20 protein-coding genes are annotated in these 24739 nt (G+C 65.4%); 15 read left to right on the top strand and 5 right to left on the bottom strand.

The features are described 5' to 3' along the window. Window positions 1–20 precede the first annotated feature (20 nt). A complete protein-coding gene (locus CXY83_RS15750; protein ID WP_104198259.1) occupies window positions 21–1007 on the top strand; it encodes an aldo/keto reductase in 987 nt (328 codons plus the stop codon). Window positions 1008–1417: 410 nt separating this feature from the next. Here CXY83_RS15750 and CXY83_RS15745 read toward each other — a convergent pair whose 3' ends face one another. Beyond that, window positions 1418–2233 carry an aldo/keto reductase gene (locus tag CXY83_RS15745; RefSeq protein WP_104198258.1) on the bottom strand — a complete coding sequence of 272 codons (816 nt, stop codon included), beginning with the start codon at window positions 2231–2233 and terminating at the stop codon, window positions 1418–1420. Between the two features lie 23 nt (window positions 2234–2256). Then, window positions 2257–3465: an MFS transporter gene (locus CXY83_RS15740; protein WP_104198257.1), complete on the bottom strand. Its 1209-nt coding sequence runs from the start codon at window positions 3463–3465 to the stop codon at window positions 2257–2259. 150 nt (window positions 3466–3615) lie between these two features. Here CXY83_RS15740 and CXY83_RS15735 point away from each other — a divergent pair, with 150 nt between their 5' ends. The 8 genes from CXY83_RS15735 (at window position 3616) to CXY83_RS15700 (ending at window position 11555) form a co-directional block, all read left to right on the top strand. Next, entirely contained in the window at window positions 3616–4593 is a 978-nt protein-coding gene (locus tag CXY83_RS15735) for a siderophore-interacting protein (protein ID WP_104198256.1), read from the top strand. Then, the gene (locus CXY83_RS15730) at window positions 4590–5642 is read left to right on the top strand and encodes an iron ABC transporter permease (protein WP_104198255.1); all 1053 of its coding nucleotides are present in this window, start codon (window positions 4590–4592) and stop codon (window positions 5640–5642) included. Before CXY83_RS15735 ends, CXY83_RS15730 begins: the two co-directional genes overlap by 4 nt. After that, a complete protein-coding gene (locus CXY83_RS15725; RefSeq protein ID WP_104198254.1) occupies window positions 5642–6697 on the top strand; it encodes an iron chelate uptake ABC transporter family permease subunit in 1056 nt (351 codons plus the stop codon). The genes CXY83_RS15730 and CXY83_RS15725 overlap by 1 nt, the downstream gene beginning before the upstream one ends. Next, window positions 6697–7551, top strand: coding sequence for an ABC transporter ATP-binding protein (locus CXY83_RS15720; RefSeq protein ID WP_104198253.1), 855 nt, complete (start codon window positions 6697–6699; stop codon window positions 7549–7551). Before CXY83_RS15725 ends, CXY83_RS15720 begins: the two co-directional genes overlap by 1 nt. 62 nt (window positions 7552–7613) lie before the next feature. Then, on the top strand, window positions 7614–8615 hold the full coding sequence (locus CXY83_RS15715) for an iron-siderophore ABC transporter substrate-binding protein (protein WP_104198252.1): 1002 nt from the start codon (window positions 7614–7616) through the stop codon (window positions 8613–8615). Window positions 8616–8889: 274 nt separating this feature from the next. Further along, window positions 8890–9783, top strand: a complete 894-nt coding sequence (locus tag CXY83_RS15710; RefSeq protein ID WP_104198251.1) for an ABC transporter substrate-binding protein — start codon at window positions 8890–8892, stop codon at window positions 9781–9783. Window positions 9784–9804: 21 nt separating this feature from the next. Then, window positions 9805–10788, top strand: a complete 984-nt coding sequence (locus tag CXY83_RS15705) for an amino acid ABC transporter permease (RefSeq protein WP_369831173.1) — start codon at window positions 9805–9807, stop codon at window positions 10786–10788. 14 nt (window positions 10789–10802) lie between these two features. Continuing rightward, complete coding sequence (locus CXY83_RS15700) at window positions 10803–11555, top strand: amino acid ABC transporter ATP-binding protein (protein ID WP_158251920.1); 753 nt, start codon at window positions 10803–10805, stop codon at window positions 11553–11555. Between the two features lie 113 nt (window positions 11556–11668). Here the strand turns inward: CXY83_RS15700 and hrpA are convergent, their stop codons facing one another. Then, window positions 11669–15766, bottom strand: a complete 4098-nt coding sequence (gene hrpA, locus CXY83_RS18250) for an ATP-dependent RNA helicase HrpA (protein ID WP_233201004.1) — start codon at window positions 15764–15766, stop codon at window positions 11669–11671. A 101-nt stretch (window positions 15767–15867) separates the two neighbouring features. On the opposite strand from hrpA, the gene CXY83_RS15685 reads away from it, so the two are divergent. Both CXY83_RS15685 and pnuC read left to right on the top strand, forming a co-directional pair. Beyond that, complete coding sequence (locus CXY83_RS15685) at window positions 15868–16701, top strand: aldo/keto reductase (protein WP_104198248.1); 834 nt, start codon at window positions 15868–15870, stop codon at window positions 16699–16701. A gap of 162 nt (window positions 16702–16863) precedes the next feature. Next, complete coding sequence (gene pnuC / locus CXY83_RS15680; protein ID WP_104198247.1) at window positions 16864–17529, top strand: nicotinamide riboside transporter PnuC; 666 nt, start codon at window positions 16864–16866, stop codon at window positions 17527–17529. Here pnuC and CXY83_RS18405 read toward each other — a convergent pair. Further along, window positions 17513–17644, bottom strand: coding sequence for a hypothetical protein (locus tag CXY83_RS18405; RefSeq protein ID WP_255408786.1), 132 nt, complete (start codon window positions 17642–17644; stop codon window positions 17513–17515). The genes pnuC and CXY83_RS18405 overlap by 17 nt on opposite strands. 278 nt (window positions 17645–17922) lie before the next feature. Between CXY83_RS18405 and CXY83_RS15675 the strand changes: the two genes are divergently transcribed. Both CXY83_RS15675 and CXY83_RS15670 read left to right on the top strand, forming a co-directional pair. Next, on the top strand, window positions 17923–20157 hold the full coding sequence (locus CXY83_RS15675; protein WP_104198246.1) for a thioredoxin domain-containing protein: 2235 nt from the start codon (window positions 17923–17925) through the stop codon (window positions 20155–20157). A 485-nt stretch (window positions 20158–20642) separates the two neighbouring features. Continuing rightward, window positions 20643–22439 carry a stealth family protein gene (locus CXY83_RS15670; RefSeq protein WP_104198245.1) on the top strand — a complete coding sequence of 599 codons (1797 nt, stop codon included), beginning with the start codon at window positions 20643–20645 and terminating at the stop codon, window positions 22437–22439. Here CXY83_RS15670 and CXY83_RS15665 read toward each other — a convergent pair. Beyond that, entirely contained in the window at window positions 22369–23307 is a 939-nt protein-coding gene (locus CXY83_RS15665) for a phosphodiesterase (RefSeq protein ID WP_104198244.1), read from the bottom strand. The two genes, CXY83_RS15670 and CXY83_RS15665, sit on opposite strands and share 71 nt — an antisense overlap. 320 nt (window positions 23308–23627) lie before the next feature. On the opposite strand from CXY83_RS15665, the gene CXY83_RS18400 reads away from it, so the two are divergent. Then, entirely contained in the window at window positions 23628–23762 is a 135-nt protein-coding gene (locus CXY83_RS18400) for a hypothetical protein (protein WP_255408785.1), read from the top strand. 91 nt (window positions 23763–23853) lie between these two features. After that, window positions 23854–24720, top strand: a complete 867-nt coding sequence (locus CXY83_RS15660; RefSeq protein WP_104198243.1) for a phosphatase PAP2 family protein — start codon at window positions 23854–23856, stop codon at window positions 24718–24720. Window positions 24721–24739 lie beyond the last annotated feature (19 nt).

The following is a 24739-nucleotide window of genomic DNA, read 5'->3' as shown; positions in this document are numbered from 1 at the left end:
CCCGTGCCTAAGCTGGGGGCATGCAAAAACGAATCCTCGGAAGAACCGACCGCACTGTTTCCGTGATCAGTCTCGGAACCTGGCAGCTCGGGGGTGACTGGGGCGCCGTGACTGACGCCGATGGGGTTGCTGTGCTCGCGGCATCCGTTGATGCCGGAATCACCTTCTTCGACACAGCGGATGTCTACGGTGACGGCCGCAGCGAGCGTTTGATCGGGCAGTTTCTTGCGAATGACGCTTCCGGTGCTGAAATCACCGTCGCCACCAAAATGGGTCGCCGGGTCGAGCAGCTGCCGGAGAATTTCGTGCTGGCCAATTTTCGCGAGTGGACCGACCGGTCGCGGACCAACCTCGGCATGGACACCCTCGACCTCGTGCAACTGCACTGCCCGCCAGGCGCGGTCTTTGAATCCGGTGAGGTCTACGACGCGCTCGACACCCTCGTTGGCGAGGGCGTCATCAAAAATTATGGTGTGAGCGTGGAGACCTGCGACCAGGCCCTCGCCGCGATCAGCCGCCCGGGCGTCGCCACGGTGCAGATCATCCTGAACGCTTTTCGGCTCAAGCCGCTCGACGAGGTGCTGCCGGCTGCGCGCGCCGCCGGAGTCGGTATCATCGCCCGGGTTCCGCTGGCCAGCGGGCTGCTGACCGGCAAATATTCCCGCGAGACCGTGTTCGCCGACAGCGACCACCGCAATTACAACCGCGACGGCAGCCACTTCGACGTCGGTGAGACCTTCTCCGGCGTCGACTTCGAGGTCGGCCTGCAGGCCGCCACCGAATTCGCTGCCCTGGCTCCGGCTGGCCTCACCCCGGCGCAGGCCGCACTGGCCTGGGTCGCCCAGATCGACGGCGTGAGCGCCGTCATCCCGGGAGCCCGCTCGGTCGCGCAAGCGCAGGCCAATGCCGCGGCCGGTATGGCCGAGCCGCTCGGCGTCGCCTTCAACGAGGGCGTTCAGGACATCTACGACCGGCTCCTGCGGGAGCAGATTCACCCGCGCTGGTGAATGCGACCGGCCCCGGTTGAGCCCGGGATCAGCCGGTCACTCCAATGCGTCAGAGTCGCGGCGGCTGTCGACAGGCCGGCTTCGGATCGATCGCGCCTGCAGGCACGCAGCTCGCAGGCCGCGGAGTCAGCTGGTGGGCCGCCGGCAGGATCATGGCTGCAGTCGCCGCGCATGACGTGATTCGGCAGAGCGGCGGGAGAACCACTAGCCGTGATGACCAAACCTTGCAATCCACTATGAACGGAGTACGGTCCGTCTACGGGTTTTGATTCATTGTGTATCTCGTTTGGCTGGGGCCCGTTGTGCAGACCGGGAACCCCGTCACTGGTTCGATGCCGGTTGCAACATGGATTGATGAGCGGTCGGGCCTGCGACCACCTCCCGCGGTTCCGGGCTCGGCCCGCGGCCGCTCAGTCGAGGTCGTCGGGGTCCTTACCGGTGCGCTCGCCGCTGTCGAGTGCCGCAATCGCGGCAAGGTCCTGCGGGTCGAGCACAATGTCGAACACGTCAATGTTGGCGCGAATGCGCGCCGGTGTGACCGACTTGGGAATGACAATGTTGCCGAGCGACAGGTGCCAGGCGATCACGATCTGCGCCGCCGACTTGCCGTGCCTGGCGCCGATCGCGTCGAGGATCGGGTTGCCGATCGCGCGCCCTCGGGCCAGGGGTGACCACGCTTCGGTCCGGATGCCGCGGGCCGCGTCATACACGCGCACCTTGGTTTGCGGCAACCACGGGTGCAACTCCACTTGGTTGAGCACGGGCACGACCTCGGTCTCGGCCAGGAGCCGGTCGAGGTGGTGCGGGTGAAAATTGGAAACGCCGATCGAGCGGGCCCGGCCCGTGGCGCGGATCGCTTCGAGGGCGCGATAGGTGTCGACATAGCGGTTCTGCTTCGGGGCCGGCCAGTGGATCAGGTATAGGTCGACGTAGTCCAGGCCCAGCTTGGCGAGGCTCTCGTCGAAGGCTTTCACAGTTTCGGCGTAGCCGTGGCGGTCATTCCAGACCTTGGTCGTCACGAATACGTCTTCCCGAGGCACGCCGGAACGCGTGAGTCCCTGCCCGACGCCGACCTCGTTCTCGTAGAGCGCGGCGGTGTCGACGTGACGGTACCCGGCGTCGAGCGCGACCTGCACGGTCTCGGCGGCCAGGTCATCCGCTACCTTGTACACCCCGAGACCGAGCTGGGGAATCAGGTGGCCGTCGTTGAGGGTGAGTGAGTTCATGCCTTCATGCTAGGAGAACTGGGCTAGGAAACCTGCACCTGAATGGGCTCGGTATCGGGGATGGGGCTGATATCCCGGCCGCGCAGGTCGGGGTGCCAGCGGCGACCGAGTGCGGGAATGATGCAGCCGAGGGCGGCGAAGCCCGCTGCGACATAGATCGCGGAGACCGGTCCGGAGTGGTCGATGGAAAAGCCCGCGATGGCCGATCCCATAGCGGCGCCGATCAGCTGGCCGGTACCGACCCAGCCGTAGGCTTCGGCGGTGTCGCTGAACTTCACGCTCGCCGAGACGATGCCGAACAAGACCGCGAAGGCTGGAGCGATGCCGACCCCGGCCACGAGCAAGGCCAGGGACAGCCACCAGAAGGTGAGCCACAGGCTCGCCAGGGCGAGTCCGATCGTGACGATCAGCATGCGGGCGGCCAGTGCCCACGGTCCGATCGGGGAATGGCCGAGCGCGAGCCCGCCGATCAGGGAGCCGATGGCGAAGATGCCCAGCACCCAGCCAGCGTCGGCGCTGCCGTGCCCGAACACCGCGACCACTCCGGCTTCGACGGCGGCGCAGGCGGCTACGAGGGTGAACCCGACGATAGTGCTGAGCAGCACTGCGGGCTTCTTCAGCACCACACCGAGCTTGCGGCGGCTGCGCGGAATGCGCACCCGCCCCACCTCCGGAAGGGAGACGAACCAGATTCCGCCCGCGACCAGAAAGAATGCGGCGAGCAGGATGCCCGCGGTCGTCGAAACCTGGAGCGCCACGAAGGTCGCGATGACGGGGCCGAGCACCCAGATGATCTCCTGCGCCGAGGCGTCGAGTGAGAACAGCGGGGTGAGCTGGCGAGAGTTGACGATTTTGGGATAAATGGTGCGCACGGCCGGCTGAATCGGCGGCGTTGACAGGCCGGCCACGAATCCGATGAGCATGAGGCTCAGCACCGACAGCGGAACCAGCGCCATGACGACGATCGACACCGCGCAGATGAACATGGTCGCGATGATCACCGGGCGCATGCCGAGCTGTCCCATCAGACGGCTGGTGAGGGGGCCCGCGATGGCCTGACCGATGCTCATTGCCCCGAGAACCAGCCCCGCAGCGCCGTAGGAATCAAAGATCTGCTCGATGTGAATGAGAAAAGCGAGCGAGAGCATGCCGAACGGAAAACGGGCCGTCAGCTGCGCGCCGATCAGGCGGGACACGCCGGGTGTGCGCAGGAGCGTCCAGTAACTTTTCACAATGATTTCAGTCTAGAGTCGTGCGCGTCGAAAACCGGGGCGTCGCAACTGGGGCGATCAGACCGGGGCAGTGAAACCGGGGGAGACGGGTGGCCATGCTGGGTCCTTATGCAAAGCCCACTGTAAGGCAAGGCATGCCATACTTAGGTAATGCTTACCTTACCGATTCGGACCGGCTTGGGAGCCCGGGCGGTCACTGACCGCCCGGCTTACCGGCCCTACCGGGGCACCGTGGTCGGCATCCGCTCGCTGAGTGATCATTTCACCCGGGTGACGTTTTTCGGTGCGCAGTTCGATACTTTCGGCACTGCAGGGCTCGACCAGCGCATCAAAATAGTGTTGCCGCTGCCCGGCTGCGGCCTCTGTGATATCGGCGCAGATGATGATCGCGCCGGCGCCGACGGCACCTGGTATGACCGCTGGCGTGCGTTGCCCGACGCCGAACGTAACCCCCTTCGCACCTACACGATTCGAGCAGTGCGCCCCGAACAGCGCGAAATCGATGTGGATTTCGTGACCCACGCCGGACACGGCGCCCTCGGGCCGGCCGCGCGCTGGCTGCAGGCTGCGTCCATCGGGAGTGACGTTGTCATCGTCGGCCCCGACGAACGCAGCCCGGAGCGTGCGATCGGCCTCGACTGGCACCCGGCCCACGCGACCGACCTGCTGCTGGCCGGTGATGAATCCGCCGCCCCCGCTATCTGCAGCATCCTCGAGAGCCTGCCCGCTGGCCGTCGTGCCCGCGCCTTCATCGAAGTGCCTGTCGAAGCGGATGCTCTACCCCTCGTGTTACCGACCGGTTGCGAGATCACGTGGCTGGCCCGCAACAAAGCGCCGCATGGAGAACGCCTGGATGAAGCCGTGCGCGACTGGGTCGCCGACAACGGCGCGCTCATCAATCTGGCGGTCGCCGCACACGCGCAGCCGCTCGCCGAGGTCGACGTGGACTGCGACCCGCTCTGGGAATCACCGAACAACGGGAGCGGCACCGGTTTCTACGCCTGGCTTGCAGGCGAATCCGGCATGATCAAACTGCTTCGACGTTTTCTGGTGAGCGAGACCGGCATCGACCGTTCACGGGTGGCTTTCATGGGTTACTGGCGGCTGGGCCGGTCCGCAGCTCAATGACCCTGGCTCTCGAACGACCTGCACCCGCTGCACCGGCGCCGGCCCGCGTTCACCCGCGTCGCGTCGTCATCGGCTTCATCATGGCCCTCGTGCTGCTGGGGCTCAGCATCGCCGCGTCACTCCTTGTCGGCACCCGCGAGATCTCCCCGGGCACCGTGTGGAGCGCGCTGTTCAACCCGAACCGCACCCTGACCGACCACACCGTCATCCTCGACCTGCGCGTGCCGCGCACGGTCGTGGGCCTACTGGCCGGCCTCGCCCTCGGCCTGGCCGGCGCCCTCATGCAGGGCGTCACCCGCAACCCGCTCGCCGACCCCGGCCTACTCGGCGTCAATGCCGGAGCCTCCCTGTTCGTCGTTGCCGGCATCGCCTGGTTCGGCGTGACGTCCTCGCTCGGCTACGTCTGGTTAGCCTTCGCCGGCGCCGCCGTTGCGGCAACGATCGTGTACCTGATCGGATCGCTCGGCCGTGAAGGCGCGACGCCGGTGAAGCTCGCCCTCGCCGGAACCGCGCTGACGGCAGCGTTCACCTCGCTCATCACGATCGTGCTATTGGCCGACTCCGAGGCTTTCGACCGCTACCGATTCTGGGCGGCCGGCTCACTCGTCGCCCGCGGCCTCGACGCCGCCCTACCGTTGGCCCCGTTCATCCTGGTGGGGACGATTCTCGCCATCGTGGCGGCCCGCATGCTCAATACCCTCGCTCTCGGCGACGATCTCGCCCGTGGTCTCGGCCAGAATCTGGTCACTGCCCGCATCGTCTGCGCCGTCGCGATCGTTCTGCTGTGTGGCTCGGCGACCGCGATGGCCGGTCCGATCGTGTTCGTCGGCCTCGCCGTGCCGCACGTGGCCCGCTGGATCACCGGCCCCGACTACCGGCTCATCATCGCGTTCTCCGCTTTCTTCGGGCCCACCCTGCTCGTCACGGCGGACGTACTCGGCCGCATCATCGCCCAGCCGGGGGAGATCGAGGCCGGCCTCGTCGTCGCGTTCCTGGGGGCACCGGTACTCATCGCCCTGGTGCGCCGTGTGAAGCTGGCCGGTCTGTGATGACCACCCGCAGTAAAATACAAACGGATGTCGCGCCGCTCAGCTACGCGCGCGCCCGGCAGAGCAGGCGCGAGCGGCGGCTCGTGCTCGCGCTGCTCGGTGCCCTCGTTCTCGTGGCCGCCCTCAGCCTGGCGGTCGGCGCGTACTCGCTGAGCGTGCCCGATCTACTGCGCACCCTCACCGGTCAGGGCACCCAAAGCGAGAACTTCATCGTGCTCTCGCTGCGCTTACCCCGGCTGACCCTCGCCGTGCTGGTCGGGGTAGCGTTCGCGATCTCCGGCGCGCTGTTCCAGACCGTGCTGCGCAATCCGCTCGCGAGCCCCGACATCATCGGGGTCACCGGGGGAGCGAGCGCCGCCGCGGTGTTCGGCATGCTCATCCTCGGTTTCGGAAGCGTCGCCACTTCCCTCGCTGCGTTTGCCGGCGCCAGCATCGTTGCCGGCGCCATCTACCTGCTGGCGCGCCGCGGCGGCGTGGTCGGCGACCGCTTCGTGCTCATCGGCGTTGGCGTCGCGTTCATGGTGCAGGGCCTGCTCGGCTACTTATTGTCCCGCGCCGATCTCAACGACGCCCAGGGCGCCCTGCTCTGGTTGGTCGGCAGCGTCAGTGGCGCCGGATGGCACGACATCGCGGTCGTGGCCGTCGTGTTACTCGCGCTGCTGCCCGTCATTCGTATTCTGAGCGGCCGACTGCGCGTACTGCAACTCGGCGATGACCTCGCCACGAGCCTCGGCGTCGGTGCTGAACGCACCAGGCTCGTGCTGCTCGTGGTCGCTGTCGCGCTCGCCGCGACGGCGACCGCCGCCGTCGGACCGCTCGCCTTCGTGGCGTTCGTGGCGGCACCGATCGCCCGGCGCCTGCTCGGCACCGGCGGTCTGGCCCTGATTCCCACGGCGCTTATCGGAGCGCTCATCACGACCGTCGCCGACTTCACCGCCCAACACCTGCTGCCCGGGCAGCTCGAACTACCAGCCGGGATCATCACGGGAGCCATCGGCGCCCCGTACCTGCTCTGGCTGCTCGCCACCAGCAACACAACCGGAAAGAGCGCCTGATGACCCACCTACTGCGCGCCGAGAATGTCAGTCTCGGCTATGACCACACACCCATCATTGAAAACCTCGACCTTGAAATCGTTCAAGGTGCTGTCACGGTCATCGTCGGAGCCAACGCCTCGGGCAAATCCACCCTGCTCAAAGGTCTCGCGCGCCTGCTGAAACCGGATACCGGCCAGGTCACCCTGGGCGGGCGCAACATCGCCGCGCTCCCCGCAAAGAAGGTCGCGACCGTCGTGGGCCTGCTGCCGCAACAGCCCATCGCACCTGACGGCATCACCGTGGCAGACCTCATCAGCCGCGGCCGCTACCCGCACCAGGGGTGGTTTCGGCAGTGGTCGAGCACCGACGACGCGATCGTCGCCGCAGCAATGGCCGCCACCAACACTCACGAACTCGCCGCGCGCCGCCTCGAAGACCTCTCCGGCGGACAGCGCCAGCGCGTCTGGATCGCCATGGCGCTCGCGCAGGACCCCGAGATTCTGCTGCTCGACGAACCGACCACGTTTCTCGACGTGACCCACCAGATCGAGGTGCTCGACCTTCTGCTCGAGCGCAACCGTGAGCGCGGCACGACCGTCGTGATGGTGCTGCACGACCTCAACCTGGCCGCCCGCTACGCCGACCACCTCGTCGTCATGTGCGCCGGACGTATCGTGGCCAACGGAACGCCCGCCGAGACGCTCAACGCCGACATCGTGCGCAACGCCTTCGACCTCGACGCCACGATTGTGTCCGACCCGGTCTGCGGTGCGCCCATGGTCGTGCCGATCGGACGGTTCCACGGACTTGTTCCGCCGGGCTCACCGAGGCTGAACGTCCCTGCTCTTCAGCGTCAGCACATTAGAAATTAGGTTAGGCTAACCTTATATTGGCGGGGCACCCTGTCGCCCGCTCCCGACGACTGGAGAAATTCGTGTCCCGACGCCTGACCGTCACGCTTGTTGCCGCAGCGAGCATCCTTGCCCTGGGCCTGAGTGGTTGCACGGCCGCCAACGATACGGCTGCCCCTGTCGACGCCGCGGCATCCGGCAGCTTTCCCGTCACCATCGAGCATGCCTTCGGTGAAACCACGATCGACTCGCAGCCCGCCCGCGTGGTGGCCTGGGGATGGGGCAGCGCCGACGACGCGATCGCGCTCGGCGTGATCCCGGTGGCTATCCCGTTCCAGAGCTACGGTGGCGACGAGAACGGCGTGCTGCCGTGGATCGCCGAGGCTCTCCAGGGTGAAAAGATTCCCCTCGTGCTGCCCGATACCCAGGAGCCGCCCTATGAAGACATCGCAGCAGCAGCCCCCGACGTGATTCTCGCCGCCTACTCCGGCATCACCGAGCAGGAATATGACCTGCTCAGCAAGATCGCCCCCGTTGTCGCCTACCCGGGCGACGCCTGGGCCACCCCGTGGCGCGATCTGATCGAGATCACCGGAACCGCGCTCGGCAAGACCGACGAAGCAACCGCCCTGCTCGCGTCGATCGACACCGAAATCGCTGACCAGGCCGCCGCGCACCCCGAATTCGCCGGCAAGACCATCGCCCTCACGAGTGACAGCGCCGGCACCTTCTACGTCTACAAGAAGCACGACCCGCGCGTCGATTTCACCCTCGACCTCGGCTTCGTCAGCGCGCCCGCCGTCGATGAGCTCGCAACCGACGAGGCGAGCTTCTATTACACGCTCAGCTACGAACAGCTCGACCAGCTCGGCAGCGACCTGCTGGTGAACTTCGGTTCCACCCCGGAGGAATCCGACGCGTTCCTTGCCGCGAGCTACGCGCAGGCCATGCCGCAGGTGCAGGCCGGCACGGTCGCATCCCCGGTCGGCGCGGCCTTCATCGCCTCGGTCTCCCCGCCCACGGGTCTGTCGTTGTCCTGGGGCCTAAAAGACTACGTCGCGCTGCTCGCAGCCGCAGTCGAGTAGGACTGTTTTCGAAACGGATGCCGCAGCGCCGGCTTGCTGTGGCATCCCTTGGCCTCGGCTTCGACCAGCGACCCGGCGGCGTGTACAAAATGTTCGGTCTGCGGTTGGGCACGTTTCGTGCGATAGATCCGCCGCATCCGCTCGTCAAAATTTCACCGTGGGGTAAACGCTCGAATTTACCGCGCCGCGCGTGCACTAAGCTCGATAGGTCTTACCCGCGTGTGGGTTCATCGGCGAACTCGCGCATTTTCGACCATCTAGAGAAGGAAGTGCCATGCGCGCACGATATCTTATTCCAGCATTCGCTGCCGTTGCCGTAGTGCTGCTGACCGGCTGTGTCGACAACTCCACTCCTGCAGCCACGACGACGCCCGATGCGGCAAGCACCATTGAAGCGGATCCCGCCGCGGTCGCGCTGCTCCCCGCGGACATCAAAAGTGCAGGGGTACTCGTCGTCGGAACGGACGCGGCCTACCCGCCGAACGAGTTCAAGGACCCGTCCGGTGCACCGATCGGCTGGGGTATCGAGCTCGCCGACGGTATCGCCGCCAAGCTCGGCCTCACCACCAAGTATCAGATCGCGTCGTTCGACACCATCATCCCGAGCATCACCGGTGGCACCGTCGACATTGGCGAATCCTCCTTCACCGACAACCTCGAGCGCGAGAAACAGGTTGACTTCGTCAACTACTACAACGCCGGAATTCTTTGGGCCGCGCCCGTTGGCAACACCGTCGACCCCGACAATGCCTGCGGTCTGACCGTCGCCGTGCAGGACAACACGGTTGAAGAGACCGACGAGCTGCCCGCCAAGAACGCGGCCTGCGTCGCCGCCGGCAAGGAGCCCATCGACGTGCTGCCCTACGGCTCCCAGGACGAAGCGACCAATGCGGTCGTGCTCGGCAAGGCCGATGCCCTCAGCGCCGACTCGCCGGTCACTCTCTACGCCATCAGCAAGGCCGACGGCGAGCTGGAGCCCGCCGGCGAGAGCTTCGACACGGCGCCGTACGGAATCACCGTCGACAAGGGATCCGAGCTGACGGCGGCCGTGCAGGCCGCCCTGCAGTCCATGGTCGATGACGGCTCCTACGGCAAGATCCTCGACGCGTGGGGTGTCGCCGATGGTGGCATCGACACCATCACGATCAACGTCGCCTCCAAAGGCTAGAAAGAGTAAGCGACCCACATCATGACTCACATGACCGAGACCGGCGTCGAGACCGAGCCCGGTATCAAGGCCATCCGCCTGCGCCACCCATGGCGCAACATCTTCGCGGTCGTGTTACTGCTCATCGTTGCGCTGTTCGTCGCCGATGCGGCGATGCGCCCGGCCTACGACTGGCCGGCGGTCGGCAAGTACCTGTTCGACCAGCGCATCTCGCAGGCGGCGTTCATCACCCTGCAACTGACGGTCTACTCCATGGTCATCGCGATCATCCTCGGAGTGACCCTCGCCATCATGCGGCTCTCACCCAACACGGTCGTCAGCAGTATCGCCTGGGTCTATCTCTGGATCTTCCGTGGTACCCCGGTGTACGTTCAACTCGCATTCTGGGGCCTGATCGGTACGATCTACCAGACCATCGACATCGGGTTGCCCTTCACCGAACCGTGGGTGTCTTTTCCGACCCGCGTCGCGCTGAGCGCGTTCATTCTCGCCATCGTGGGACTGGCCCTGAACGAGGCGGCCTATATGGCCGAGATTGTGCGCGCCGGCCTGCTCTCGGTCGACAGCGGGCAGGAAGAAGCGGCGACCGCGCTCGGTATGAGCTGGTTCCAGACCATGGTGCGCATCATCGTTCCCCAGTCGATGCGAGTGATCATTCCGCCGGCCGGCAACGAGGTCATCTCGATGCTCAAGACCACCTCGCTGGTGACGGCCATTCCGTTCACCCTCGAGCTCTACACACGTTCCCGCGACATCGCCGCAGTGACCTTCGAAACAGTGCCGATGCTCATCGTCGCGTCGATCTGGTACCTGTTCTTCACGTCTATTCTCATGGTCGGCCAGTACTTCCTCGAAAAGCGGTTCGCCCGCGGTATTGGCGACCGTCGCCCAGACAAGAAAGCGGATGACGCGGCCGCGTCGCTCACGGGGGCCACCCCGGTCGTCGGCAGCGGCCAACCCACCGTGGTGCTGCCCCCCACCGACCCGCCCCAGGGAGATCGCTGATGCTCGACACACCCATGGTCGTCGCCGACCGCGTCTCCAAGAGCTTCGGCTCCAACGAGGTGCTCAAGAGCATCTCGCTCGAGGTCAAGCGCGGCGAGGTCATGTGCCTGGTCGGCCCCAGCGGTTCGGGCAAGTCCACCTTTCTGCGGTGCATCAACCATCTCGAAGTCGTCTCGTCCGGGCGGCTCAGCGTCGACGGAGAGCTCATCGGCTACCGCGAGACCAATGACAAGCTCTACGAGATGCACCCGAGGGAAGCGGCCCGGCAGCGCCGGGACATCGGCATGGTGTTCCAGCGGTTCAACCTGTTTCCACACATGACCGCTCTGGAGAACGTGATGGAGGCACCCATCCGGGTCAAGGGCCTGTCGAAGGCCGGGGTCGAGGCCAACGCCCGGGCTCTACTGGCACGGGTCGGTCTCGCCGAACGCGCTGACTACTACCCGGCGCACCTCTCCGGCGGCCAGCAGCAGCGGGTCGCGATCGCCCGCGCCCTGGCGATGGAGCCCAAGCTCATGCTGTTCGACGAGCCCACCAGCGCGCTCGACCCCGAGCTCGTCGGCGAGGTGCTCGACGTCATGCAGGGCCTGGCCCGCGACGGCATGACCATGATCGTGGTCACCCATGAGATGGGTTTTGCCCGCGAGGTCGCCGATTCGCTGGTCTTCATGGACGGCGGAGTCGTCGTCGAGAGCGGCGTGCCCACCGAGGTGCTCGCCAACCCGCAGCACCACCGCACCCAGGCCTTCCTTTCCAAGGTGCTCTAGCCCCGCACCCGCACTTGCACCCGCACTTGCACCACCGGACGGGGCCCGGGCCCCGTCCCCGGGCCCAGTTTATAGACTGGGCCCGGGTTCATAAGGTGGGCCTGGAGCGCTAACTATCCGGCGAGCGCCTTCTGAATGCGCTGCAGCGAGACGGGCTCCGCAGCCCTGAGCTCCTGCGCGAACAGGCTGATGCGCAGCTCCTCGATCATCCAGCGGGCGCGCAGAACGGATGCCGCGGCATCCGCTTGGAGCGGCATGGTACCGCCAGCGTTCTCGAACCGGGTGGTGGCCGCCTGGGTTTCGTTCATCCAGACCCGGTCGCGGCTCGGGTTGTCGACGAGTTTGGGTACCCGGGCGCTGATGCCACCGAGGTAGCGCGGCAGGTGGCGCAGCTGGGCGAGACCGGTTTCGCTGACGAAGCCGGGATAGACCAGGGCGGTGAGCTGCTGGCGGGCATCGCTGATTCCCGGCAGCAGCGCCATGCTGGTTGCGGCCTTGAGCGCCTTATCAGCCAGGCGCTGCGCGGTGAGGATGCGGGCGACCAATCCGACCGTTTCGAACATGGAATCCATCACCACCCCGGACACCCGGTCACGGATGGTGTCGAACTCCGCCTTCATGAACACCTGGCCGTCGGGGCGCACCCGAAACAATACGTCGTCGACCGCGGCGGCCAGGCAATCCTCAAACAGGGCCTGCGTGGTTTTGTATGGGCTCGTCGCGAGGCTGAGCTTTTCGGCGGCGGTGAGGTGCTGCTGTACGTACGCGGCGGGTGACGGCGTCGCGAGCAGCAGCAGCCGGCGCACGCCGCGGGGCAGAGCGCGGGCCTGCTCCAGCTCGGTGCTCATCATGCGAATAGAAACGGATGCCCCATCATCGACGAGCGTCGGATACCCGCGAATCGTATTGTTACCCTGCTTGGTGTCCAGAAAGCGGGGGAGTTCACCGAGGTCCCAGGTCGTGAGGCCACCGCGCTCGATCGCGTTGCTCGGCGCAGCGGCGCTCGTCGCCTTCGCGACGCTCTCGCGCACCCGGGTGCCAAGCCGGCGTTGCAGGTCGGCGAGGTCCTTGTCGGCGGCGACCGTGCGACCGCGCTCGTCGGTGACGACGAAGGTCATGCGCAGGTGCGCGGGAAGTCGGTCGAGCTCGAAATCGCGCATGCTGACCGGCACGTAGGTGAGTTTCTGAATCAGTGCCGCGAGCGTCTCGGCGAACGATGCTTCGGGCACCGCTGTCGGCAAGGCCTCGACGATGCCGGGCTCGCCGGGCAGTTCGCCCAGCAGCCGCGCGGCCCAGTCGGCAGCGGGGACGACATTACGCCGGATACTTTTCGGCAGCGACTTGATCATGGCCGTCACGAGTTCGGCGCGAAGGCCGGGCACCTGCCAGTCGAAACCGTTCGGTGACAGGCGGGCCAGTAACGCGAGCGGAATACGCACGGTCACTCCGTCATCTTCTTCGCCGGGCTCGAAGCGGTAACCAAGGTTCAGGCGCTGGTCGCCCTGCTGCCAGCTCGGCGGAAAGAGTCCCTCGTCGATTTCGGGGGAGTCCTCGGCCACGAGGGCGTCGGCGGTCATCGTGAGCAGGTCGGGGGTGTCGAACCTGGCCGTACGCCACCAGCCCTCGAAGCTCTTGGTCGATGACACCTCGGCTGGAATACGACGCTGGTAGAAGTCGAAGACGGCTTCGTCATCAAAGAGGATGTCCCGGCGCCGGGTGCGTTCCTCCAGCTCGGCCAGTTCCTCCCGCAGCCGTGCATTGGCGCGTTCAAACGCCCACATGCCGGGGTCTCCCGTTTGGCCGGGCCGTCCGCCACGGCTCGCGCTCGAGCCGACGGCGGGCGCGCCGTCTGATCGGCCGGAACCGCGCCCACTCGACGCTGTGCTGCCATCGACCGAGATGCCGACGCGTTCGTTGCGCGACGGCCCGCGACCGCCGCGATCCGCTTCCTTCTCCGCCGCAGGCGATTGCGGCCCCGAGGCACGGTCCCACTCCCCGGCGACCAGCGCGTGCCGAATGAACAGCTCGCGGGCGTAGGCCGCGTCGATCCGCGAGAACTGCACCCGACGGCGCGCCACGATCGGCACGCCGTACAGCGTCACTCGTTCGTAGACCACGGCGGCGCCCTGCTTCATCTCCCAGTGCGGTTCGGAGTAGCTGCGCTTGCACAGGTTGCCGGCAAGCGGTTCCGCCCAGGCTGGATCGACGACCGCGTTCATGCGGGCGAACAGCCGGCTGGTCTCGACCAGTTCGGCGCTCATGACCGCGTTCGGCTGCTTCTTGGCCAGGGTCGATCCGGGAAAGAGCACAAAGCGCTGCGCTCGAGCGCCGACGTAGTCCTTCTTCGCGACGTCTTTCAGGCCGATGTGCGAGAGCAGCCCAGCGAGCAGTGAACGGTGGACGCCGTCGGGGTTCGCGCTCGGCTCACCGAGGTGCAGGCCGAGCGGCTTGGCCAGCTGGCGCAACTGCCGCAGCACGTCCTGCCACTCGCGCACCCGCAGGTAGTTGAGGTATTCGTTCTTGCACAGGCGTCGAAAGGCACTCGAACCCAGTTCGGACTGCTGCTTCTCGAGGTAGTTCCAGAGGTTGAGCAGGCTGAGAAAGTCGCTCGTGGGGTCGGCGAACCGGGCATGGAACTGGTCAGCCTGGGCGCGACGCTCGAGCGGGCGCTCCCGCGGGTCCTGGATGGTGAGTCCGGCCACGATCGCCATGACCTCCCGGCTGGTGCCCTGCGTCTTCGATTCGATCACCATGCGGCCAAAGCGCGGGTCGATCGGCAGTTGCGCGAGTTGCTGGCCGATACGGGTGAGGCGCGGGGTGGCCGGGCCGGTGGTGACGGCTGGCGCCGCGGCATCCGTTTCACCGCGGGCAGCGCCGCGACCGCTCTTGGTGCGCCCGGTGCCCGCGGCCTCGATGGCGCCGAGTTCGGCGAGCAGGTCAAGGCCGTCCTTGATATTGCGGCTGTCCGGCGGAGTCAGGAACGGGAACGAGGCGATGTCGCCGAGGCCGAGCGAGATCATCTGCAAAATGACGGCGGCGAGGTTCGTGCGCAAAATCTCGGGCTCGGTATATTCCGGGCGGCGCATATAGTCTTCTTCGGAGTACAGCCGAATCGCGATGCCGTCGCTGGTGCGCCCGCTGCGGCCGCTGCGTTGGTTACCGGAGGCCTGTGAGATCGCTTCGATCGGTAGTCGTTGCACCTTGGAGCGCACGCTGTAGCGGCTGATGCGCGCGGTTCCCGCGTCGATGACATAGCGGATGCCCGGCACGGTCAGGCTGGTTTCGGCCACGTTGGTCGCGAGCACGATGCGTCGTTTCACCCCCGCCACGGTCGACGGCTGGAACACCCGATGCTGGTCGGCCGACGACAGACGGCCGTAAAGCGGCAACACCTCGGTCGGGTTACGGCTGGCCGAGGAGGCGTACTTGCCCTGCAGCGCGTCGGCGGCGTCGCGAATCTCGGTCTCGCCGGAAAGAAAGACGAGAACGTCGCCGTTCGACTCCCGTTCAAGCTCGTCAAGAGCCGCGGTGATGCCCTCGATGTAGTCGCGGTCAACCGGGGGAGCGGAGTCGGTCGTGTCGTCATCGTCGTCGATTCCCGGCTCGGCGACGAGTGGTCGGTAGCGAATTTCGACCGGAAAGGTGCGGCCAGACACTTCGACGACCGGTGCCGGGGTGCCGTCGGCGGCGGCGAAGTGCTTCGCGAAACTGGCCGGGTCGATGGTGGCCGAGGTGATGATGAGCTTGAGATCGGGGCGTTTGGGCAGCAACTGCCGCAGGTAGCCGAGTAGAAAGTCGATGTTGAGGCTGCGTTCGTGCGCCTCGTCAATGATGATCGTGTCGTACTTGCGTAGCATGCGGTCGCGGTGAATCTCATTCAAGAGGATGCCGTCGGTCATCAACTTGATGCGGGTGTCGGCGCCGACCTTGTCGGTGAACCGCACCTGGTAGCCGACCAGTTGCCCGACTTCCTGCCCGAGCTCCTCGGCGATCCGTTCGGCGATGGTGCGCGCGGCGAGCCGGCGCGGCTGGGTGTGGCCGATGTTCTTGCGGCCGAGCTCCAGACAGATCTTGGGCAACTGAGTGGTCTTGCCCGACCCGGTCGACCCGGCGACGATCACGACCTGGTTATCGCGAATCGCGCGGGCGATGTCGTCCCGACGCTGGCTGACCGGCAGTTCGGGCGGGAAGGTGATATTCAGCGTTTCCATGAAGACTTAATATTACGTCGGCTGCATCGCTGCTTTCGCGGTGAGTGAACATTAGGTGTTCACGGGGGTTGATGCAGAACACCAGCCAATAGGCTGCTGGGATGACGAAATCTGTTCCCACCATCACCCTCAACGACGGCCACACGATTCCGCAGCTCGGTTTCGGCGTGTTCAAGGTCGAACCCGACGAAACCACCCGCATCGTGGCCGACGCGCTCTCGGTCGGCTACCGCCACATCGACACCGCCTCCGTCTACGGCAACGAGGAGGGCGTGGGCAAGGCCCTCGCTTCCTCCAACATCGACCGCTCCGAGCTGTTCATCACCACCAAGCTCTGGAACGACCGTCAGGGCACCCAGTCGGCCTTCGATGCGTTCGAGGAGAGTCTCGAGAAGCTCGGCCTCGATTACGTCGACCTCTACCTGATCCACTGGCCGGCCCCGGCCAACGACAAATTCGTCGAGAGCTGGAGAGCTCTCGAGAAGATTCAGGAGTCTGGCCGGGCCCGCTCCATCGGCGTCTCGAACTTTCTGGTGCCACACCTTGACCGCCTGCTGCATGAGACGAGCATCGTGCCGGCCATCAACCAGATCGAGCTGCACCCGGCCCACCAGCAGCCAGAAGTCAGCGCTTTCGCCCGCGAGAATGGCATCAAAATCGAAGCGTGGGGCCCGCTCGGCCAGGGCAAGTACCCGCTGTTCGAGGAACAAGTAGTAGCGGATGCTGCCGACGCGCACGGCAAGTCGCCCGCACAGGTCGTCATTCGTTGGCACCTGCAGGTCGGCAACATTCTGTTCCCCAAGTCGAACCGGGTGGAGCGCATGACCGAGAACTTCAACGTCTTCGACTTCGAACTCACCCACACCGAGGTCGCCATGATCTCCGCCCTGGAGCGCGTCGGCCGCGTCTCGGCGCACCCCAACGAGGTTAACTAGTACGCAGCATGCATGTGAGGCCGTGGCCCCGCCGACTCATGGTCGGTGGGGCCACGGCCGTGTGCCCGGCCGGATTCGACCCGCCAGCGGCGTACATTGGGATGCGTTGCGTTTTTATGAGGCGCGGGTGCGCGCGTCTGCGCCGATAGGCAGAAAGATCCCATGAATCCGATTGAATGGCTGTTCGACGCCCAGTTGCAGATCGGCACCCAGACCATTCTCTGGCGCGAGGTCGTCGGCAATGCGTTCGGAATCGCGAGCGCGGTCGGCGGCATGCGTCGCAAGATCTGGGCCTGGCCGGTGGGCATTATCGGCAATGCGCTGCTGTTCACCGTGTTCCTCGGCGCCGTTTTCGGTACACCCAACCCGGTGAACCTGCTCGGGCAGGCTGGCCGCCAGATCATGTTCATCGTTGTGTCGATCTTTGGTTGGGTGCAGTGGCGCCGCAGCCGCGACTCCGCGGTTCAAGTGGCCGTCGTGCCACACTGGGCCAGCAATCGCACGCGTGTTCTGCTGGGTCTCGGCCTCGTCGCTGGCACGCTGGTGCTCACCCCGATCTTTCGCGCGCTCGGCTCCTTCGAGCCGGTCTGGGCGGATGCCTGGATCTTCACCGGCTCCCTGCTGGCGACCTACGGCATGGCCAAGGGCTGGACCGAATTCTGGCTCATCTGGGTGGCCGTCGACATCGTCGGGGTGCCGCTATTGATCAGCGCCGGCTACTACGCCTCCGCCGTGCTGTACCTGTTCTACGGGGCGTTCACCGTCATCGGGTTCATCGTCTGGGTGCGGGTGCATCGCCGCGCCCAAGCGCTTACGCTACGTCGTTGAGCGTCTTCTCCATCGCCTTGAACCGGCTCTCAATCAGTCGCAACTGTTCTGTAACGTCGCGTTGGGCGGTAATACCCTCCCGCATCACTTGCAGGGTCTCCTGGGTCGTTGCCACGCTCGCGCCATTTCGACGCTCTTTCTCCAATCCACACGAGAACCACGAAGCATCCGGGGATAGCCTGCCCGAACAAAGTTTTGATTGTCAAATAAACATTTCATGTCGATTTTTTCTAGATGAAATTGTCCGACGGTATATTGTGCGAGCACATGATTGGATTTCTGATTCATCACCAGAATATTTTTCGCTACAGTGTGCTAATTTATCGTCACGTTTGCTGAGGTAGCGACCGAGCGCGGGTACCCTAATCTGCGCGGTCGGAGCACAATGGAAGAATGCCCAACCACCTAGTTGATGCCGTCAGTCCGTACCTGCGTTCCCACTCAGAAAACCCGGTGCACTGGCACAGCTGGGGCATCGAAGCCTTCGTCGAGGCAAAAAAACGTGATCTGCCCGTTCTCGTATCGATTGGATACTCGACCTGCCACTGGTGCCACGTGATGGCCAGGGAAAGCTTCAGCGATCCAGACATCGCCGACTATCTCAACGAGCACTTCGTGAGCATCAAGGTGGACCGCGAGGAACACCCCGATGTCGACGCGAGCTATCTCGCGGCCGCGAGCGCCTTCGTGCAGGGCCTTGGCTGGCCACTCAACGTGTTCGTCACACCCGACGGGCAGGCCTTCCATGCCGGAACGTATTTTCCCCCGGTCGGTCAGCCGGGACATCCATCATTTCGCGACGTACTGTCCGCGGTGACGGATGCCTGGCTCACCCGCCGCGAGGAGGTGACGGCGGGCGCAGCTCGCGTAGCGGAAGTGCTCGCCGAATCGGCTCGGCAGCTTGCCGCGGGGTCGGAGTCGGTCGGCGCGGACGGTTCCGCGGATGACGCCCGACCCAGCGCGGAAGAACTCGACCACGCCGTCGCGGAGCTCGTCGGCTTCGAAGACACCCTTTTCGGCGGCTTCGGCGGCGCGCCGAAGTTTCCGGCGTCGCCGACGCTCTCCTTTCTGCTCGGGCACGGCAGGGCGTCCGCGTCCGCGTCCGCGCCCGAGCCCGATCCCGACGCCGCGCCGAGTAGCGCGGCCCCAAGCGACGGCACCGACCTTGCGCTGCGCACGCTCAAGATCATGGGTGCATCCCCGCTGAGGGACCCGATCGAGGGTGGCTTCTTTCGCTACGCGGTCAACCGGGATTGGAGCGATCCGCACTACGAACGTATGCTCTACGACAACGCTCAACTGCTCGGCCTCTACACCCGCGCCTGGATGCTCACCGGCGGGGCGTGGGCTCGCCACGTGGCCGAGGGCGTCGCAGGTTTTCTCACTGATGTGATGCAGCTCCCGAGCGGCGGGTTCGCCAGCGCGCAAGACTCTGAGAGCACGGTTGATGGCGTGCGGGTCGAGGGTGGCTACTACGCGCTCGAGGCGAGTGAGCGCCAGCGGCAAATTCCTCCCGCACTGGACGAGAAGGTGCTGACTGGCTGGAACGGCCTCGCCATCCAGGCCCTGGCCCGGGCCGGTTTCGTCTTCGACCGCCCCGACCTCATCAGCGCCGCCCGTCGTGCCGCTGAGTACCTGCACGAGCAACACGAGCGCGCCGACGGTACCCTCGTGCGCGCCTCTGTTGCCGGTGTAGACGCAGCCCGGGTCCAAGCGCACCGCACCGCCCACGACGGTACTGCTGCCGACGGTATCGCTGCCGACGCCTCTGCTGCCGATGATATCGCTGCCGACGCTACTGCTGCCGGTCGGGCTGTCTCCGGCCGCACGTCAGCGGCCAAAGCCACGCTGGAGGACTACGGCATGTACTCACGGGGGCTCCTCGAACTCGCACTCGTCACCGGCGATGTGACCTACGCCAGCCGGGCTCGCCGCCTGCTCGACAGCACGATATCAAACGCCCCTTCCGCCGCCGAATCGTCGCAATCAGCGGCTCGGGCCGGAGCCAGTGGCACGCACCAATCCGCCGTTTTCCGCCCGCCACACGGCGCGGATCCGGTGCTCAGGGCGCAAGGGCTGGTCAGCGCCGTCGATCCCTCCGAAGGTGCCTACCCGTCCGGACTGTCCGCGAGCGCCGACGCCGCCGTGCTGCTGTACCGCCTCACCGGCGACGATCGCTATCGCCGGGCCGCGCAGGCCGGCCTCAGTCTGGTGGCCTCACTCGCGCCACAGCAACCGCTCGCCTTCGGCGCCGCACTGCACCTGTTCGACGAACTGAGCACCCCGATCGAGCAACTCGTTATCGTCTCGCCCGACCGAAGCGACGAAAACCAGCAGACCGTCACACCGCGCCCCGTCACTCTCCCCGATCTCGCGCGGCGGCATCCAGCGCACGTCGTCGCATCCGTTTCAGAGGCGCAGGCCCGGGCCTTCGCCGCCGCCGGCTTTGCCTTGTTCGACCAGCGCACCGCGCCGAGCGGCCTGCCCACCGCGTATCTCTGCCGCGATTTCGTCTGCCAGCTGCCGGTGACCGAACCGGGCGAGCTACCAATGCCGGCCGCGACGACCGACCTGATCGCTCGCATTGTGGCCGAACGGCAACACCCCGGTTCGGCGCCCACGCACTGACGGCGGGGAACCCGTCCCATATCCGGGAAACCGGAGAAAGAACCGTCATGGTTTCCGAAATCAACATCTGGGCCGGATTCACCGCAGCCCGCAAGGTCACGCACGACGCGTTCGGCCGCCGCCCGGCCGGCCTCACCGGCTCACCCTCGCTCGTGAACGGGTGACGATCTTGTCGATGGCCCTGATCAGGGGCCTCTTCAGTATCACCGCGCTCTGACCCCCGCTAAACCGGCCGAACGGGTGCCACAGCATCCGTTCATGCGCGGCCGGTCGCGGCAACGAATTACCAACGTCAAGACGTACACTAAGTACAAATGCCACCGCGTTTCACAAAACGCCAGTCGCTCATCGAGAACCTCGTCGCTTCTCGAGAAGATCGTCGCTGCGAAACACCCTGAATCATTCACGCCGGCAATTTCGATGCACTCCTCGGTGTCAGCCCTGGCTGGTCCACGATCGAGTGCACCACTTTCTCAAGGAGGACCATGGCGACACGCGATATCCCCAAGGCACAACCCGAGACTCCCAACCAGGGCTATGCCGATACTTTCGACGGTGACATTTTTGACACCGACGCCTTTCGCCCCGACTCCGTCGGATTCGACTCGAGCGAGCCTGAACCCCCCACCAACACCGGGCTGATTCCGACCCTGTCCCTCAGCAGTGAACCCGAGTTGGTGTTGATAACACCGGATGCCCGTACCCGTCGCTTCGACCGTGACGATCTCGTCGTGCGCAAGGGCGAGATAGCCCTCATCAACGGCCACTACACGCCGCACGAGTCCATGGTGAAGGACCTCGTGGCCGTGTACGACGCCCTCACCGCTGCTGGCATCGACTTTCTGCTTGTGCGCGGCGACCACAACCGGCCGGTCATCGCCGTCGACCGCAAACGACGCAAGGAAATCACCAAGGTATTGAGCCGGGCGTTCGCCAACGAGCCCTTTTATGCCAAGCCGCAGGATGGCAACGTCAGCCAGCAATTTCTGCTTGCCGACGGCGCTCTCATGACGCTGCGCAAATCCTCCGTGTTTCGCGTTTACCGGCCGCGTATCGAACCGATCGGCCGCCTGCGCTATGGCGCCCAGACCGCGTTCCAGCTGGAATTGTGGCGCTTCGGCGAAGACGAAATAATCGCCCCCGTGGAAAACGCCCTCATGCGCACCCGACTGCCGCGCTCTGAAGCCCGTGAAACGACGATCGACCTGCATGGGCGCTCCTGGCTGACCCTGCAGAACATGTTCGACGACCTCGCAAGCGACGTTTCTTTCGACATCGACCTTGTGTTCAGCTGGGTCGACGGGTCGAGCGACGAATTTCAGCGGGAACGTGCCAAGCGTATGAAGGCCTACGTCATCGGCGAGGGAGACGATTCCGACGCCCGTTTTCGCCAGATCGACGAGCTCAAGTACGCGCTGCGGAGCGTGTATATGTTCGCCCCGTGGATTCGACGTATCTTCATCGCGACCGATTCGCCCGCGCCGGAGTGGCTGGCCGAGCATCCGCGTGTCACGATCATGCGCAGTGAAGACTTCTTCGTTGACACGAGCGTGCTGCCCATTCATAATTCGCACGCCGTGGAAAGCCAGCTGCACCACATTCCGGGCCTGGCCGAGCACTTTCTATACTCGAACGACGACATGTTCTTCGGTCGCCCGGTCGGTCCAGAGCTGTTCTTCTCGCCGGGCGGGGTGACCAAATTCGTAGAGGCAGCCACTCGTATCGGTTTGGGCGAGAACGACCCGACCCGCAGTGGGTTCGAGAACGCCGCTCGGGTGAATCGCGCGCTGTTGCGGGGGCGCTTTGGCAAAGTCACCACTCGGCACCTCGAACACACGCCGGCGCCCATGCGCAAGAGCGTGTTGCTTGAGCTGGAACAGGAGTTTCCCGAGGACTTCAGCCGCACAGCCGCCAGCCGGTTCCGCTCGGCGACCGACATCTCGGTCACCAACTCGCTCTATCACTACTACGCCTTGATGACTGGTCGCGCGGTCGCGCAGACGCAGGCGCGCTCGCTTTATATCGAAACGACGCTGCGCATCGCCCTGCGACAGATGAATCACCTGCGCAAGCATCGCGATCAGGACATGTTCTGCCTGAACGACGGCAGTCGCCCGGAAATCTCCACCGAAGTGCGCCGCGCCGCTGTGACCGAATTTCTGGAACTGTACTTTCCGATCGTGGCACCGTGGGAACGGACCAGCCCGGCGACTAGCGCAGAACCGGGATCGGCCTGGTCATCGGGGGCTCGCGCAGTGCGGGCAGAGTTGCCGACGGCGTAGTCTCGACGCCGGAAGCGTGCAGGCGACGCGCGCTTTCGGCGGCATCGACGTATTCCAGCGTTGGATGCTGGCCGAGTGGCACCACGGAGTGCAGCACGGTGCCCGGGAAGACGTGCACCAGGTTGAATGCGCGAGCACCGTCCCTGCCGAGGGTGCCGCCGACGGGAACGTTGAGGTCCTGGGTGTAGCAGGTCGCTGACGAAACCGACACGGGGATGCCCGCGAACATCGCCATCGACGAGTAATGCAGGTGACCGGCGATGATGCTGCGCACGTCGGAACCGCGCAGTACCTCGGCCAGACGCTCCTGATCGCGCAACTCGACGGCGGTGGCCAGGTCGAGCACGCTCGGAATCGGCGGGTGGTGCATGGCGAGAATGGTGCCGTCGGGCGCGGGCACGCGCAGTTCCTCGGCGAGCCAGAGCAGCTGCTGGTTGGTCACGGCGCCGTGGTGGTGGCCCGGAACAGACGTATCAAGGGTGATGATTCGCAAACCATTGAGGTCATAGGACCGGTCGATGGGCGATTCACTGGGCAGTTGGTCGAGCAGTTCAGTGCGAAACGCCGAGCGATTGTCGTGGTTGCCCATCACCCAGATAACGCGGGCGCCAAGACGTTCAGCGGCCGGCTCGACGATTGCACGCAGCAGTTCATAAGCGCCCGGTTCGCCCTTGTCGGCGAGATCGCCGGTGAAGACGATGGCCTCGGGGCGGGCGCCAGAGGCCTCGACCTCGGCGAAAAGGTCGGCCAGATGGATTTCAGCATTGACGCTGCCATAAAGCTTCGAGCCCCCCGCCAGCAGGTGGGTGTCGCTCAGATGTAACAGAAAGTGGTCCGGCCGGGGGAATTCAGCCGTTCGAATGCTCACAGAGCGTCCATTCGTTTGTCGCGGGCGTGCTCAATCTGGCGCGTCGTCACGATTGTTTCTACTATTCGATCAGAAGTTCTTGAACAACGGGTGTACGCCACACATCAATCGAACATCACTGGGGTAAATGGGGAAAAAGTTCGTTCGATCAGTGAAGGCGCTACGCTGGCGGCCCGGCTGTACCACGCTACGAGGCGGTTTCGCCCGGCGGCAACGACTACGGCAACGGCAACGGCTACGATTTCTCCGGTGTCGTCGACGAGTTAGGCGATGCTGTCGCGGGTTTTCCAATCGGTGATGCCGTTAGCGGCGGCAAGCGGATGCATGCCCAGGTAAACGTCGTCGTCGACGCGACGCGCATCCTCACGGAGCCGGCCGCGATCACCGACGGGCAGGCAGGGGGTCTCGACCTTGCGGTACGTGCAGCCTGGGCTAGTGTTGCGGCCCCGGCCTGATCGCAGGCGACACCGTACCTCCCCGAAACACGTGGCATGCTTGACCGTGCGCAATTGGTTACCGCGAAGCTCCCTCCGGCAGGGATCGCTGATGTACCTCGTCGGGGCGTCGTTGACCGCGTTCGCCTTCTTTGGCCTCTACCTGTTCTTCGTGCGCAGCCACGCCGGCCAGGAGGCCGACCAGCTCGCGTATGACGGCGCCGAATTCGGTCGCCTCAGCATCACGCCGTTCACTGGCCGGGTGCTCGACTCCGTGCCGGATATCGCCGTGGTATTCGGGGTGGTCCTGACTGCGATCATCGCGCGAGTGCGCCGCAACTGGCGCACCCTGATCGTTGCGCTGGTCGCGGCGGCGGCGGCCACGGCGTCGGCGCAACTGCTGAAATACGGGATACTGGCCCGGCCCGACCTTGCGGTCGAGGGGTATGCCGGAAATTCATTCCCGTCGGGGCATACGACGGTGGCGGCGGCATCCGCTCTCGTGGTGTTTCTGGTCGCGAGCCCGCGCCTACGCCCGATGGTCGCGGGCTGGGGCACAGCCTTCGCTGTGCTGGCCGGTGTGGCAACGCTCGCCAACCAATGGCATCGACCGAGTGACGTCATCGCAGCCCTGCTCTGGGTCGCCCTGTGGGGGTGCCTCGCCGGGGCGGTTCTGGCCTGGCCGCGCCCGGGCATCGTGACGCGAGCCGGTACTGCGACCCCGGCCCCGACAGCCCGGCGCCGGGAATTCACCGGGCTGCGCCACTCGACGGTTCGCATTGTTCGGTGGGTATCGATTGGCTGTGGGGCGTTCTCTGCCGTGGCGTTCATCGCGACTCTCGTGTTGGACAGCAGCCTGTTCGAGCGCGTCGGCACGCTGGGAACCGTCATTGCCTACCTGGGCGGAGTGGCGGCCATCGTGACGGCCGGGCTGCTGCTCGCGCTCAGCGGAACCCGGCTGTTCGCCCGCCTGCACTAGATTCATCGCCGAGGGGTGT

The sequence above is a fragment of the Cryobacterium sp. M15 genome, from assembly GCF_002929675.1.
In the GTDB taxonomy this organism is placed as follows: domain Bacteria; phylum Actinomycetota; class Actinomycetes; order Actinomycetales; family Microbacteriaceae; genus Cryobacterium; species Cryobacterium lyxosi.
The sequence above is the reverse complement of the archived record's forward strand: the minus strand, read 5'-3'. Positions and strand labels throughout refer to the sequence as shown.